Here is a 16,214-nt window from a genome sequence, read left to right on the forward strand (position 1 = left end):
TTCAAGTTAAGGCTTCGTTTGCGGAATGGACGGGACTCGAACCCGCGACCTCCTGCGTGACAGGCAGGCATTCTAACCAGCTGAACTACCACTCCTTTTGTTCTTCTTTAAAGTTAGAACCTCTTTCCCTTTCAGGACTGCAAATATAGGCACTATATTTACTTAATTACTATTTTCAGAAAGATTATGAAGGTTATATCTGTAACCCGCTGAATTTCATTTGATATATTTTTATTTTATTTATTATGAAAACAAAAAAGCCTCAACTTTTTCAAGTTAAGGCTTCGTTTGCGGAATGGACGGGACTCGAACCCGCGACCTCCTGCGTGACAGGCAGGCATTCTAACCAGCTGAACTACCACTCCTTTTGTTCTTCTTTAAAGTTAGAACCTCTTTCCTCTTTCGAGGTTGCAAATATAGAGACTATATCCTTATTTGCAAATTTTATTTTAAAATATTTGTAATCGGTTAATTTCCAGCGCCTTCCTGCATTTTCTCTGCATTTTCAGCAAACTGAAGTGCGTCAATAATCTCCTGGATGTCTCCATCCATAATAGTTGGAAGATTATACATGGTTAAGCCGATGCGGTGTTCCGTTACACGACCTTGCGGATAATTGTATGTTCTAATCTTGGCCGAACGATCTCCTGTTGAAACCATTGTTTTACGTTTAGCAGCAATATCACCATTCTTCTTCTGCAATTCAATATCGTATAGCTTACTACGCAACATCTCCATAGCGATTACGCGGTTACCCAACTGTGAACGTTCTTGCTGGCACACCACTACTATTCCCGAAGGCTTGTGTGTTAACTGCACCTTGGTTTCTACCTTATTTACATTCTGTCCACCAGCACCACCTGAACGTGAGGTTTGTAACTCAATATCTGCTGGATTGATGTATAGATCGATTTCTTCAGCTTCTGGCAGAACTGCTACAGATGCTGCAGAAGTATGCACACGACCTTGCGTTTCGGTATCCGGCACACGTTGAACGCGATGCACACCACTTTCATATTTTAACTGACCATAAACATCATCGCCATTAACTTTAAGAATAACCTCTTTATAACCACCAGCCGTACCTTCGGTTACATCAACGGTTTCTACCCGCCAGCCTTTAGTTTCAAAATAACGTGTGTACATGCGGTACAAATCACCGGCAAATAAAGCGGCTTCATCTCCTCCAGTACCACCGCGGATTTCGAAAACGGCATTCTTGGCGTCTTCCGGATCTTTTGGAATCAACATTAAACGGATATTACTTTCCATTTCTTCTTGTTGCTTCAACAATAAATCCAATTCCTCTTTTGCCATTTCACGCATTTCAGCATCCTTTTCAGTGGCTAAAATTTCTTTATTGGCATCAATATTACTCATTACGTTTTTGTAGATTTTGTATTCATCTACAATTTTGCCCAAGTCTTTATATTCTTTATTTAAAGCTGCAAAACGTTTCATATCCTGGATCACATCCGGGTTACTTAACGATTCCTCTACATCTTCCCAACGTAGTTTTATAGCTTCTAATTTATCTAACATACTATTCTTTGTATTGAAATTCCTTATATCTCGGCCTTCGCTAAAATTTAAGGAAATGCAAAAATAAGGAAAAAAGCTGAATTAGTTTGAAACGGGCTTGTACAGATTTAAGTTTTTGGAAATGAAAGGCTTTGTAAATATGGCGGCCGATAGTCCCGTATCACTTCAATCTTTTTATATTTAGGTTACTAACTCTATCGGCGTTTCTAAAATTAGGGTTAGTAACCTTAAAAAGTATTTTCGTTTTTGAAATTGCATGAACGGTAGCAACCCAAATAGCAGCAAAAAACTTAAGTAATTAAATGGGATTGCAATGGCAGCTCCCGATTTTTCATCGAGACTGCAATGTAAAGCCCGACTAATAAATAGCGTTTTCGTAAACTTTGTCCGTTCAAGTTGTTCATTCCCTAAAAACCACAAATTCTCTACATAGCTTTAATAATACCAAGTATTTAGTTATGAGAAAGTTAATTTTATTATATTCATTATAGTAGGAATAGTTACTGCTAATTTAAAAGCACAACCAGGAATTGGTTGCTTGCGAAATTTAGATGGATTGCTTTATACCCAACAGAATGTTTTAGGATATTATGAACTTTTAGGTATTAAATATCCAACAACTTCCACTGCATGTCCTAGGGTTGTGTTAGGCGCTAAGACAGGTAATAAATGCCAGTTCACAGCCTTAGGCCCACTGAATGATGAATACAATTACGTATTATATACTCCAACAGGCCCCGTACAATGCGACCTTGATCATTATGCGTATGGAGCTGTCTTTATTGCAGGATTTTTTGTGTTCCGTAGGATGAGGAAGGTTTAAAAAAAGCTGCACATTTTTGCATGGCTAGATAGGGCTAGCTGCTTGTAATGAAAATCATTTCCTTATTTGAGCCAAATTTATATTTTTGTTCATGAAAAAAATCTTGACGCTCCTCATTATCATCGTTGTGATATCTTGCAAAAAGAAATCTGAAGAAGTAACTAGGAACATCTATACCGAATCGCAACTTACGGGTAGGTGGATGTATAAGAGTTTAAAAATAAATGGAGTTCCTGCTCCATACGTGAACAAATGCAGGGTAAGAGAGGATTCGTTCTTCTTAATCATTAGACCTGACCAAGACCATCTATATCATGAGATAAAATATGGTCTTGATTGTTTACCCAACCAGATGGGTACAACATGGCAATTGCAAGGAAATAATTTGATATTGCACAATATACTGATTAATAAGGATGCTGTTTACAATATTCTTCGCTTAACTGATACTAACCTAGATTTATCTATTACCTTAGATTATGATTTGGATGGAAAGTCTGATAATCTAGAGATATATTTAGTGAAGGGATTTTGTGATGCTAATGATACTTTGTGCAATCAATTGTAAAAAATGATGTTTATGGTTTCTTTGAGCGAAACGATAACTTTGGAAGTTAGACTAATAGCTATTAAACTACTCCAAGGGCACAAACCGTTATAGTTAAAGACTTAAATATAATGTATTTAAGTTGCACGATGTTGTGGAAAAGCTTTGGTTGAAGGCTTCGAAACAATCTTTTGTGCATTATCCCTTAATTGGTGAAATGTCTTGCAAGATCATAATCCAAATATTAAAAGATATTATAAGCTTATTCATTTGAGAACAGAAATAGTTTTACAGATTTTTCTTTCCAAAAAGTTAATCAGCAAAATCTCTCTGTTACGGCGAAAGCACGACCTTTCAAAAATTTTATTTGAAGTATTCCAGTTTCAAATCTACCCCGTCGAAAACTCCATAAGAATTGTAGTTGAGCCATTCGCCAATGTTTACATATCGGCTTCCGTTACCCAGATCAATATCCAAAGGCAAATGCCTGTGACCAAAAATGAAATAATCAAAATGTTGCTTTTGCAATTGCTCTTTTGCATAAATGGCTAGCCACTCCTTATCTTCAGTTAAAAAAACTTCCTCTTCGGTTTGCGCAGCCCGGCTTCCCTGGCTCCACATATTTGCGATGCCGATGCCAAAATTAGGGTGTAAGCGAGCAAATAACCATTGACAAAGTTTGCTTCTAAAAATCTTTCGTAGAAACTTATATTTATTGTCTCCAGGGCCAAGGCCATCTCCATGATGTAAATAAAATTTCTTGTCGCCACGTTCGATAATCAATTCATCGCTGATAATTTCCATCCCAATTTCTTTGGTGAAATAATCATGAACCCACATGTCATGGTTGCCTTTGAAGAAATAAATCTTGATTCCCGAATCGGCCATGTTAGCCAATTTACCCTGCAAACGGACATATCCTTTCGGGATGACTTTAGCATATTCGAACCAGAAATCGAAAATATCGCCCATTAAAAACAACTCGCTGCAAGTTGGCTCTATGAAATTTAACCAGTTTACAATACGCACTTCACGGCTACGACTTTCGTCGTAATTCGGCGTACCCAAATGAAAATCAGAAGCGAAATAAATATTTTTGGACATATTCGGCTTCAAAGGTAGGGGAAAAAGTTGGGAGTTCTTAGTCCGAAGTCCATGTGCAAAACCAATAAGAAAAAATCAAAGTAATCATTTAACTATGCAGTCATCTGGAAGAGAAAATCTGCGTGATTACACAGAAGGAAAAAACATATATTAGTAAATAAAAAAATACGAGATGAAAAAACAAATTGTATTAGGCTTATTTGCATTAAGTCTATTTGCCTGTAACGATGGCAAAAAGCCTGCAAAAAAAATTACATTGATGAAATATCCACAAACGAAAAAAGATAGTACAACCGATAATTATTTTGGCACTACAATAGCAGATCCCTACCGTTGGTTGGAAAACGATACTTCGGCAGAAACCGCTGCCTGGGTAAATGCAGAAAATAAAGTAACGCAAAATTATTTATCGCAAATCCCTTATCGCGATGATATTAAAAGAAGGCTAACAGAAATATGGAATTATCCTAAAGAAGGTGCTCCTTTTAAAGTTGGTGAATATTACTTTTTCACTAAAAACGATGGATTGCAAAATCAAAGCATCTGGTTTGTTAAGAAAGGTTTAAATGGAAAAGAAGAGGTTTTTCTTGATCCCAATAAATTAACCGCAGATGGCACCGCTGCTGTTTCTTTGATCGGATTTTCGCACAATAAAAAATATGTTGCTTACTCTGTAGCGCAAGCTGGTTCTGATTGGAGCAACATTTATGTAATGGAAATTGCTACGAAGGCCAAATTACCTGATGAGCTGAAATGGACCAAGTTTTCTGGTGCTGCATGGAAGGGCGATGGTTTCTATTATAGCAAGTTTGATGAGCCAGCCAAGGGAATGGATTTATCCGCCGCTAACAAATTTCAAAAAATTTATTTCCACAAACTGGGTGATCAGCAGAAAAATGATCAATTGATTTTTGAAGATAAAACGAATCCAAATCTTTATTTTGGAGCTGGGGTTACTGAAGATGAGCGGTTTCTTATAATTTATGCAAGTGCCGGAACATCGGGAAATGCGCTGCATTATCAGGATTTAGCGGATCCAAAAAGTAAAATTTCGCTTCTGGTTAAGGGATACGAAAATAACCACAGCGTTATTGAAAATGCTGGAGATAAGCTATTGTTGAACACTGATTTGGCTGCAGAAAACAAGAAGGTGGTGCTTATTGATCCGAAGAACAATGCTCCGGCAAACTGGCAAACCATTATTCCAGAATCGAAATTAGCGCTGGAAGGTGTAGGAACTGGAGGTGGATTTTTGTGGGCTTCTTACTTAAAAGATGCAAGCACAAACATTGCTCAATATGATTTATCAGGAAAGAAGATTAGAGAAGTAACTTTGCCCGCCATTGGTACTGCAGATGGTTTTGGAGGTTATAAAGATGATAAAGAATTTTTCTTTACATTTTCTAATTTCACAACCCCAGGTACCGTTTACCGTTATGATATTGCGAAAGCGACATCGGCAACATATAAAAAGCCTGATCTAAAATTCAATACGGACAACTATGAAACCAAACAGGTGTTTTATCCTTCAAAAGATGGAACAAAAGTACCCATGTTTATTGTTCATAAAAAAGGAATTAAATTGGATGGCAATAATCCTGTTTATTTATACGCTTATGGTGGTTTTCAGGTAAGTTTAACACCGGGATTTAGTTTATCGCGAATGTTGTTTTTAGAGAAAGGTGGCATTTACGTTCAGCCAAGTTTACGTGGTGGTAGCGAATATGGCGAAGCTTGGCACAAAGGTGGAATGTTGGATAAAAAGCAAAATGTATTTGACGATTTTATTGCGGCAGCCGAATATTTGATAAAAGAAAAATACACCAATCCATCTAAAATCGCCATTTCGGGCGGATCGAACGGTGGGCTTTTAGTAGGTGCCTGCATGACCCAAAGACCAGAACTTTTTAAAGTGGCACTGCCAGCAGTTGGCGTACTGGATATGTTACGCTACCATAAATTCACCGTGGGTTGGGGCTGGGCCGTTGAATATGGCAGTAGCGACAAAAAAGAAGATTTCGATTATTTGATTAAATATTCGCCACTTCATAACATTAAAAGTGATGTAAATTATCCTGCTACATTAATCACCACTGCTGATCATGATGACCGTGTTGTTCCAGCGCATTCTTTTAAATTCGCGGCAACTTTGCAGGAAAAGTATAAAGGTGAAAATCCTATTTTAATCCGAATTGAAACAAAAGCTGGACACGGCGCAGGAAAACCAACTACTAAAATGATTGAGGAAGCAGCAGATGTTTGGAGTTTTGTATTTCAGAATCTGGGAATGACTTGGTAAAGAAATATCAATCTGATGAGCGCATTACACCAAGCTTATCAGATTGATTTATAAGTATTTTTCGTGAGAAGGGCTTCTTGAGATAATTTTAGGGAAACCAGCTATATATTCTGTTCCCAAACAACCGGTTTTTAATTTTATCATAACCTTATCATTTGGATTGATTTTTTTTAAACCAATATACCAATAGAAAAAACCCGAAGTTTCAATTGCGCCTAATGCTGTGATGGTAACATGAAATGTTCTTGTTTTGCCAATACCTTTAATAAATCGGTGCGTAATCTGTGTTTCTAAATTATCGCATTTATTAGTGTAAAACTTATTTATCAATAATAATATCACATCCGAAAGCCAAAATTTCGATACATATATCAACATTAAAAGGAAAAGCAAACCACAGAAAATGGTTCTTAACAGGCTATCATCTGCAAATATTTTGCGAAAATTTAAAATGTATATTACAATTACTGGTAATATAAGAATGTAATTGAGGTAGCTAACCCAGCCTCTAAATTTCGGCTGACTTAATACGGCGCTAACATTAAATACAGAAATCGACAATACAGGAAGAAGCAATAGCCAATTCCATGGCTGAGCATCAAAATAAATATATGCACCAACTCCAACCGGCATAAATGCAATTGGAAGTTGCCATGTTTCGCCATAAATAATAAATACTGCAGCCCAAACCACAAATGCTAATCCTAAAATTGGCAAAAGAATACTCATATCAATCATCCATTAAAATATTTTGTTATTAAACATAAAAATTATTCTCAAGCTAGACAACGATCAGAGAAATCTATTAAATCCCTAGACAAATTATAGTTTGTTTAGTATTCTTGAAATTCTTTATCTTTTGTTTTCAGGGAATTTTAAACACACAAAATATTGATTAGAACAACATTACAAAATTATCTAGAATATTTCTAAATAGAGAAATTGATAAAAGTTTATTTTGTAACTTTGCATCAAATTTTTTTGAATGATCTCTACTGATATAGCCATAATTGGCGCTGGTCCGGTTGGTTTATTTGCCATTTTTGAAGCCGGTTTATTGAAAATGCGTTGCCATTTAATTGACTACCTTCCACAGGTTGGCGGTCAGCTTTCTGAAATTTATCCTAAAAAGCCGATTTACGATATTCCAGGTTATCCTTCGGTATTGGCGCAAGAGCTTATTGATAATTTAATGGAGCAGGCAAAACCTTTTCACCCAACGTTTACATTGGGCGAACGGATTGAAGGTTTAGAGAAACGTGGAGAAGCCGATTTCGTTTTAACCACGAATATGGGTACTGTAATCGAGGCTAAAGTGGTGGTTATTGCTGGTGGTTTAGGTTGCTTTGAGCCCCGTAAACCCGCTGTGGAGAATTTGGAAAATTTTGAGAATGGTAAAGGTGTTAACTATATGATTCTTGATCCGGAGAAGTACCGCGATCAGAAAATGGTTATTGCCGGAGGTGGCGATTCTGCTTTAGACTGGACGATTTACCTTGCCGAAGTTTGTTCTGAATTAACATTGGTTCATAGAAGTGAAAGTTTCCGTGGTGCACCAGATTCAGTTGCCAAAGTAATGGCATTGGCTGAAAGTGGTAAAATTAATTTGGTTTTAAACAGTAACCTACAAGCTGTACAAGGATCAGATAAATTGGAACAGGTTGAAATTGTACAGAACCGTACGATGGAAAAAACTGTTGTTGAAGCCGATCATTTAATTCCTTTGTTTGGTTTAAGTCCTAAACTAGGTCCAATTGAAGGCTGGAACTTAAACATCAGTAAAAGTGCAATTGAAGTGAATGTTGATGATTACTCGACAAACATTCCTGGTATTTACGCCATTGGCGATATCAACACTTATACAAACAAATTAAAATTAATATTAAGTGGTTTTCATGAAGCTGCATTGATGAGCCATAGTGCATATTCTTACATGAATCCTGGTGTGAAATATACCATGAAATACACAACAGTAAACGGCGTTTCAGAATTTTAAGCTTTACGCTAATATTGTTTCAATAAAAAACGTTTTTTAATTAAGTTTGCGCTTATAAGCGAGCAACATGGAAAACAACATTACAATATATATGCAAGAACCGGATGGTTCTGTCACCCCTCACGAAGCCCCAACGGATATGGGCTTGAGCTTGATGGAGTTTTTAAAAGCATCTGAATATGATATTTTAGCAACATGCGGTGGAATGGCTTTATGCGCTACCTGTTGTGTAGATGTTTTGGAAGGTGAAGAAAAATTAAACGAAATGAGTGATGATGAATATGCGATGTTGGATACATTGCCAGATTTATTACCTAACTCCCGTTTGGCTTGCCAATTACAATTAAACAACAATATGGATGGCTTAAAAGTGAAACTTCACGGTGTGAGCTAAGCTTAGAAAATTCTTTTTCGAGTTTCAGCAGGTAAGGACACCAGCCAATAGAAAAATATACACAAGAAAGGCGATACGTAAGTGTCGCCTTTTTTTTTGATAATCTGCAAATGCAAAGAGCTGAAGGGCAGATATGTAGCGTTTGTTTTTACATCACATCATTGCGGGGCATTAAAATCTCACTTATTAAATGAGATTGCTTCGTTGCCTCGCAATGACGATTAATTAATCTCCACCTTTTTTCGATCTACGTTCCAGCCATAAACCTCAATTGCTGTCTTTTGATCACCATTATATTCAATAATTACTGTTTTGCTTTCGCCAGGCAACACACTCACATAATTATCGTCATAAAAAGCAGGAAGAATCCGTTTACCTGTTTGATTATCTATTAAGGCAATGCGATTGAAAAAAGCAACAGGATTTCCAATTGGATTATTTAATGAGACTTCTACTTTACCGTTAGATTTTTTAACTGCATTTACTTTTAAAGCCGATGATTTTAAGTTTTGCAAGCCTTTGTAATTTCCATCCTTATCAGCCAGCCAATAAATATTTTCGATCAATATTTCTTGCTTTTCGTTTAATAATTTTAACGAAACAAAAACACCATCTTTCTGATCCATTTTCTTCAAGAAATCGTTTAATGGAAAAAACCGACGAACGGAAGAGGCTCCAATAGAATTGAAAACTTGCGAATAGAAATAATCTTTTCCATTCATATCGTAAACTTTTGCCTGTACCATTAAATTATTACGATCAGTTAGACCATTGTTCACCACGGTAACCATGCTATCCAATGGGTTCATCATGATGTGTAATGGCTCGCTTCCTTTACGCAAACCATATAGGCAGGCATTTGGATCCAGGTAATAATCATACATCTGTCCGCGTAAGGCCGTCCATGGGTTTTGTGTTTTCCAGATTATAGATCCTGTATACCAATCCCACATTTTGTTTGAGAAACCTTCCATCAAGGCACGATATTGATCATAATTAACCAATTGTGCTTTCATTGCAAAATCTTTGGCATCCTTTGCTTTTCCATAAGGATTGATGTATTGATCGTAACCGATGTATTTATGATAATCCCAAACAGAATCGGGCTTACTTTTAAATTGCGGTGCGATCATATTTTCTTTGGGAATAAAGCGCTCCAGCGATTCATAATCGCCTACGCCAACCGAACCCACTTCAGAATTGTACGGAAAGGTTTTTACGGCCCAGAAGCTTTTTGGATCTTGAATGCCATAAGGTCCGTCGCCATTACCACCAATTGCATTGTACGACATTTCATCACTATTTGAAAAATCAAAGAATTTTCTTGTTCCATCCAAACGTGGCAGAATATCATTTTTAATCGGGTTTAAAATATCTTCTGGAGGCGTAATTTCATTCCCTCCACACCAAAAAGCAAGAGATGCGTGATTACGGATCATCTTTACCTGATCTTCTACCGCTGTTAACACCAAAGGATGATTATCAGGATAATTTCTCCTTGTCCATTGATCTTCTTTTTTCAACGGGTCTACCCAACGACCATTACAATCGCCACTGAACCAGAAATCCTGAAAAACCAACAAACCATACTTATCGCAGGCGTTGTAAAACTCCGGGCGTTCTAAAATTGCACCACCCCAAATTCTGATCAGGTTAAGATTCATGTCTTTATGGTAACGAACCTCAGCATCGTAACGGGCATCACTAAAACGTAACATCGCATCGGAGATAATCCAATTTCCACCTTTAATAAATATTTTTTGCCCATTTACGTAAGCACCCATACTTTGGGTATGCTCATTCCAAATGTTATCAATCTGCCTGATTCCTACATTTAGTTTCTCCTGATCTAAAATTTGATTGGCACTGATAAACTTGATATTCAGCGGATATAAATCCTGTTTCCCGTATCCGTTCGGCCACCAGAGTTTTGGATTCTCTAGCGTTAAATCTGGAAACTGAATTTCTGATTGTGAAGCTGAAACAGTAACATTTTTCTTCACGGTTTTACCTGCAATTTCATATTGTAAAACGCCCGAAATTGTTTTTCCGGTTGGATTTTCTATTTCTACAGATACTTTGATAATTGCAGGCTGTTGTTTTGCATCAGGCAATCTCTTCCCCGGAACCAATGTAACAACATGTGGATTTAAAATATTAATCCCCTTGGTTTTTTCGATTATTACTTTATCCCAAATTCCTGTATTTCGATCGCGAGTGGGTTGAATCCAATCCCATCCGGCAGTGTACTGTGTGGTTAAACCCTTGGCAATTGTTCCATCTCCGCCCTGACCGCCATTCGGATTGCCTGGAAAATCTGGCGGATAAACAATTACTGCCAACCTATTCTTGCCTGTTGGAGAAAGAAATTTGGTGATATTGTAATTGGCACGGATATGCATGCCTTCGTGTGTTTTTGGGTTTACTTTTTTACCATTCAAGAAAATTTCGGCCTTGTAATTGATGCCGCGAAACTGCAACCAAACCTGTTCGTTTCCAATAGCTTTCTCGTTAAAATCTTTTACAAACCAATAGGTATAATGGTCGTTTCCTGTTTTATAAATGTCTGCAATCTTCTCATTGTTCATTCCATAAAATGGATCAGGAACTTTATTGTTATTAAGCAATGTGGTTAAAACTGTTCCCGGAACTGTGGCTTGCATCCAATTGTCCACAGCGAAGTTTGTGCTCGATATTTGATTTCCTGCGGCACTAATGTCTTTGATATTGGCACATAACCAGCCTGAATTTAGCTCGTAACGCTGTTGAGCTTTTACATTTAAAGCAGAAAGAAACAGGAAGAAGAAAAGCAATTTTCTCATGTAGTGTATTTTATATTTTAATGTTATTGAACTGTTTCTTTCCGAAGAATACCGAACGTAAATTATAAAGGGATAGAACGGAAATACTTTTAAAATGGCATTTAAATTTACTAACCCTAACTAGTAAAAATGCAAATCAGGGTTAGTAAATTGCCATTAAAAGATTGAAGTGATAGCGGGGCTAAGCAGCTAAGATCTACTTAAATCCATTTCCAAAAATTTATTTTCCTGAAACTGGTCGGTCGGCACCATTAATACCCCATAATTTAGATGGTGTATTGCCCATGTAAATTTCCATTACGCCACCATTCATAATCATTTTATGTTCTATAAATGATTTTGTATATGCCTTACCATTAATTGTCATTCGTTGAATGTATTTGTTTGCCACACTGTTACCAATCACGTTAATTTGAAACTTCTTATTTGCAGATAAGTTTATTGTGGCTGAATTGATTAGCGGCGTTCCAAAAACATAGGCGCCATTTGCCGGATTAACCGGATAGAAACCCATTGCTGTAAAAACATACCATGCACTCATTTGACCAACATCTTCATTTCCACACAATCCATCTGGTTTTGCAGTAAAGAAATCGTTATCAATTTTTCTGATCAAATCGGCTGTTTTCCAAGGCTGACCAGCGTAGGCATACAGATAAGGAATGTGATGTCCGGGTTCGTTCCCTTGAGCATAATTGCCAATCAAGCCGGAAATATCAGGAGAGCTATTTTCACCTAAATCTGCAGGTACAATAAATAATGAATCCAATTTATTTACGAATGGTTTATCGCCACCGAACAAACCAATTAAACCTTCCACATCCTGTGGAACCAACCAGGTATATTGCCAGGCGTTTCCTTCGGTATAATCATCTTCGCGGTGTTTGGCCTTAACTGGGCTAAATGGTGTGCGCCATTTACCATTAGCCATTTTGCCACGCATAAATTGCACATCCTGATCGAAATATTGCCTGTATAATTCAGATCTTTTTAAGAAGTACTGATAATCTGCTGTTTTATTTAATGCTTTTGCAAACATGGCGATACAATAATCATCAATGGCATATTCCAAAGCCTTTGCAACCGATTCGTTCACCTTATCTGCTGGAATGTATTTTAATTGCTGTACATATTCAATGCCTTCTGTTTTCTGCATAGCCGATTGTTTTACAGCTTCGAAAGCAAGGTCGACATCAAAACCGCGATAACCCTTCAAATAGGCATCTACCACAACAGGCACCGCATGATAACCCACCATGGTATTGGTTTCGTTACCCATTAAATGCCAAACAGGAAGTTTACCCTGCTCTTTATAAATGGCCAACATCGTATTTACGATATCATTTACCTTATCCTGGTGTAAAATCGTGTATAAAGGATTTGCTGCCCTGTAGGTATCCCAAAGCGAAAAGGTAGTGTAATTGGTAAAGTTTGCATTTTTGTAAACTTTCTTATCTGTACCCAAATAATCCTTATTTACATCGTTAAAAATGGATGGCGCCACCATGGTGTGGAACAACGCTGTATAAAATATTTTTTTGGTATTGATAGAAGCATCGATTTTTACTTTCGACAATTCTTTCTCCCATTTTGCATTGGCAGATTTTACTGTGGAAGCGAAATCCCATCCTGGCAATTCCGTTTTGAGATTGAGCATGGCATTTTCGATACTAACTGGCGACAATGCAACTTTAATTTGAAGTTTATTATTGTTTATTGCATTAAAATCTATACTGGCTTTTAGCTTTTTACCCCCTACGCCAATATCATTTTTAACAACGGTACTATCATAAACTACCCAATTTTTAATTGGTTGAGAAAGTTTGATCACAAAATACAATCGCTGGTCATTTGCCCAACCCTTAGAATTTCTGTGGCCTACAATGGTAGTGGCATCAATCTGTTCTAGCGATGATGCAACCGGCGCATCCCAGCCTATTCCCTCAATTAAATCTACAATGATGTGAGGTGTTTTTGCATTTTTAGGAAAAGTGTATTGATGAAAACCTACCCTTTCAGTTGCTGTTAATTCAGCCTTGACATTATATTTGTCGAGCTTTACGCTATAATATCCAGCTTTTGCGGTTTCATTGGCATGAGAAAATGTAGAAAGATATCCTTTTTCCTCCTCCCCTTTTTTACCTTTTTCTAAAATGGGTATGCCAGTTGCCGGCATAATGGAAATATCGCCCAAATCTCCAATTCCCGTTCCGCTTAAATGTGTATGTGAAAAGCCTGTGATGGTATTGCTTACATAATTGTATCCGCTACACCAATCCCAACCTTCCATAATATTATTGGGCCCAAGTTGTACAGCACCAAAAGGAACATTGGCACCAACAAAAACGTGTCCATGTTTAGCAGAACCGATAATTGGATCAACGTATTGAGTTAGATTTGACTTTTGCTGCGCATAAGTTTGAAAGAATAAAAATAGCGACGTGGAAATTACTAATGTTTTGAAGTTTAAAAATCTCATATATAACTTATTCAGAATATTATTATTAAATCGTTTTACCTATAGAGTTGATTTTTTGCATTAATACAAACGTCAAAATAAAAAGTTGGCACTAATCAATACTTGCAGTTTCTTTAACTGGCTTGCCAATTACTTTGTAATTTCCATCTCCCTTTAAAATAGCAAGCATTTGAGTTTGATTTGTAAAAAGGTTTTTAGCCGCAGCCAATTCCTTATCGTATTGAAAACTTTGTTCTATCCTACCTTTTTCATAAAAATACCTGCTTACAATTTGGGTTTCCAAAACTCTTTTGATTTCTATTTTATGCGTAGCCAAATCATTCTTTTTAGATGAAGTTAGTTTGTATTTTAAATTTTCTAAATCAGCTTTCACTTCAGCAGATTTATTTTCCTTTTCGGCCTCTACACGTAAATCAGATAATAATCGTTCGGTTCTGCTTTGATAGGTTAAATCCTTATCGGCCAATGTATTTACAAAAGTGGCGTAATCTGCATCAGAAACCTGAAAAGCTTTTGCCGATTCTAACTTAGGGTTCTTTTTCCAATATGCATTTGCATAGTTAAAAAATAAACTTTTGTTAATCATGGTAATGGTAACCGGACTAAGTTTATCGGCATTTACCACCACATCGGGATATACACCATTGCCACTGTATACATTTCTACCTGCTTTGGTTGGGAACATGGCAATTGTTGAATCGGCAAAACGTTCAGCAATTCCATTAATATCTTTATGCGCATAATCGAGCTTTTGGATACACCTGCCCGACGGCGTATAGTATTTGGCAACGGTAACTTTAACTAAGCTATTATACGGAAGATTAAACGTTTGCTGCACCAGGCCTTTGCCATAACTGCGTTGTCCAACCACAATGGCACGATCCAAATCTTGCAGTGAACCGGCAACAATTTCAGAGGCCGATGCAGAATTTCCGTTTACCAAAACAACCAATGGAACTGATTGAGATATGGGAAGCGCTTGTGTTTTATAGGTAATGGTTTTTTCGGCATTCTTACCTTTTTGAATCACCACCAACTGATCTTTATCCACAAAAAGATTTACAATTTTAACGGCTTCCTGTAAAATACCGCCGCCATTATTTCTCAAATCCAGAACAATGCCTTTAGGGTTTTCCTTATTAATGTTCAGTAAGGCATCTTTTACCTCCTGACCAGAATTTTCTAAAAATTTATCAAGTTTAATATAACCAATACCATCGCCAACCATGCCCGAATAGGAAACGTTTGGTTGTTTAATTTCTTCGCGGTTCAGTTTTTTAGCGATTTCTTTACCATCTCTTATTAAAGTCAAATCAACGGGGGTTCCTTTTGGTCCGCGTAGTAACTGACTTATTTGAGTCCGATCCTTTCCCTTAATTTCAATTCCGTTAATCTTTAAAATTTGATCTCCGGGTTTAACATCACTTTTATTGGCTGGGTAACCCTCACTTACATCATTTACAAAAAGTTTTCCATCAATAAGTACGGTTGCAGCTCCAATGCCTCCATATTGTGTACTTACATATTTTAGCTTGTAATCTTCAATTTCCGATTCAGGAACATATTCAGTATAAGGATCAAGGCTATCCAACATAGCATCAATCCCTATTTTCATGAGTTGAGGCGCATTGGTATCATCCACATAATTGATGTTGATTTCCTTGTATAGTGAAGCGAAAATATCGAGATTTTTTGATACAAGGAATAGGTCTTCCTTAAAAGAGAATAAGCATACAGCCAAAGCCAAACCCGCCGCTAAAAAATAATATTTTAGTTTCTTCATACCTTATATTGTCAAATCCAAAACAGTAAAGCTAATGGATGATTAGTTGTTTATAGAAAGGTAAATGTACAAAAAGGCACAAATATTAAAAAGAAGATATTTGCTTGGCGTAGTATGGAGAAAATGTTTCGTAAATATTAAAGTCTGTTGCCTTTAGTATCTGCCAAAGCTTTTTGAATGGTAAATTCTATGTAAGTGCGATCGCGTTTTACTAAACGCATTAAATCTTCTATCAATTGATCTTCTTTGCCGGGCGTAAATTCTAGAGGTTCATTCGCTAAATCGCGATATTTCCTTAAAAACTTTGTTTTTACTTTAAATGCAGTTTCTGAAGTAAGTTGAAAATTAGCCATAGCAGATTTTATTTGATGCAAAAGTAAAAAATATTTGTTCAGGTTATTACTTTTTTGTGCCGTGTGTTAAAA

At 36.7% G+C, this 16,214-nt stretch carries 11 protein-coding genes and 2 tRNA genes; 4 read left to right on the forward strand and 9 right to left on the reverse strand.

Features of this window, described 5'->3' with window-relative positions:
- Positions 1-21: 21 nt before the first annotated feature.
- The 3 genes from LUA91_RS07890 to prfA form a co-directional block, all read right to left on the reverse strand.
- Positions 22-95: transfer RNA gene (locus LUA91_RS07890), tRNA-Asp, on the reverse strand.
- A 196-nt stretch (positions 96-291) separates the two neighbouring features.
- A tRNA-Asp gene (locus LUA91_RS07895) sits at positions 292-365 on the reverse strand.
- A gap of 103 nt (positions 366-468) precedes the next feature.
- Entirely contained in the window at positions 469-1,542 is a 1,074-nt protein-coding gene (prfA, locus tag LUA91_RS07900; RefSeq protein WP_231425493.1) for a peptide chain release factor 1, read from the reverse strand.
- A 926-nt stretch (positions 1,543-2,468) separates the two neighbouring features.
- Here prfA and LUA91_RS07905 point away from each other — a divergent pair.
- Positions 2,469-2,933 carry a hypothetical protein gene (locus LUA91_RS07905; RefSeq protein WP_231425495.1) on the forward strand — a complete coding sequence of 155 codons (465 nt, stop codon included), beginning with the start codon at positions 2,469-2,471 and terminating at the stop codon, positions 2,931-2,933.
- 342 nt (positions 2,934-3,275) lie between these two features.
- Here LUA91_RS07905 and LUA91_RS07910 read toward each other — a convergent pair whose 3' ends face one another.
- A complete protein-coding gene (locus tag LUA91_RS07910; RefSeq protein WP_231425496.1) occupies positions 3,276-4,016 on the reverse strand; it encodes a UDP-2,3-diacylglucosamine diphosphatase in 741 nt (246 codons plus the stop codon).
- A 172-nt stretch (positions 4,017-4,188) separates the two neighbouring features.
- Between LUA91_RS07910 and LUA91_RS07915 the strand changes: the two genes are divergently transcribed.
- Positions 4,189-6,315, forward strand: coding sequence for a prolyl oligopeptidase family protein (locus LUA91_RS07915; RefSeq protein WP_231425497.1), 2,127 nt, complete (start codon positions 4,189-4,191; stop codon positions 6,313-6,315).
- Positions 6,316-6,363: 48 nt separating this feature from the next.
- Here the strand turns inward: LUA91_RS07915 and LUA91_RS07920 are convergent, their stop codons facing one another.
- Complete coding sequence (locus LUA91_RS07920) at positions 6,364-7,053, reverse strand: hypothetical protein (RefSeq protein WP_231425499.1); 690 nt, start codon at positions 7,051-7,053, stop codon at positions 6,364-6,366.
- Between the two features lie 247 nt (positions 7,054-7,300).
- Between LUA91_RS07920 and LUA91_RS07925 the strand changes: the two genes are divergently transcribed.
- Together LUA91_RS07925 and LUA91_RS07930 are read left to right on the forward strand one after the other, a co-directional pair.
- Positions 7,301-8,311 carry an NAD(P)/FAD-dependent oxidoreductase gene (locus LUA91_RS07925; protein ID WP_231425500.1) on the forward strand — a complete coding sequence of 337 codons (1,011 nt, stop codon included), beginning with the start codon at positions 7,301-7,303 and terminating at the stop codon, positions 8,309-8,311.
- 67 nt (positions 8,312-8,378) lie between these two features.
- Positions 8,379-8,705, forward strand: coding sequence for a 2Fe-2S iron-sulfur cluster-binding protein (locus tag LUA91_RS07930; RefSeq protein ID WP_056850742.1), 327 nt, complete (start codon positions 8,379-8,381; stop codon positions 8,703-8,705).
- 221 nt (positions 8,706-8,926) lie between these two features.
- Here the strand turns inward: LUA91_RS07930 and LUA91_RS07935 are convergent, their stop codons facing one another.
- The 4 genes from LUA91_RS07935 to LUA91_RS07950 form a co-directional block, all read right to left on the reverse strand.
- Complete coding sequence (locus LUA91_RS07935) at positions 8,927-11,527, reverse strand: glycoside hydrolase family 2 TIM barrel-domain containing protein (protein WP_231425501.1); 2,601 nt, start codon at positions 11,525-11,527, stop codon at positions 8,927-8,929.
- A 220-nt stretch (positions 11,528-11,747) separates the two neighbouring features.
- A complete protein-coding gene (locus tag LUA91_RS07940; RefSeq protein ID WP_231425502.1) occupies positions 11,748-14,006 on the reverse strand; it encodes a GH92 family glycosyl hydrolase in 2,259 nt (752 codons plus the stop codon).
- 91 nt (positions 14,007-14,097) lie between these two features.
- Positions 14,098-15,789, reverse strand: a complete 1,692-nt coding sequence (locus LUA91_RS07945; RefSeq protein WP_231425504.1) for a S41 family peptidase — start codon at positions 15,787-15,789, stop codon at positions 14,098-14,100.
- A gap of 137 nt (positions 15,790-15,926) precedes the next feature.
- Positions 15,927-16,142 (reverse strand): hypothetical protein, encoded by a 216-nt coding sequence (locus LUA91_RS07950; RefSeq protein ID WP_025141830.1) that lies wholly within the window; start codon positions 16,140-16,142, stop codon positions 15,927-15,929.
- Positions 16,143-16,214 lie beyond the last annotated feature (72 nt).

Source organism: Pedobacter sp. Leaf250, from assembly GCF_920984735.1.
Classification (GTDB): domain Bacteria; phylum Bacteroidota; class Bacteroidia; order Sphingobacteriales; family Sphingobacteriaceae; genus Pedobacter.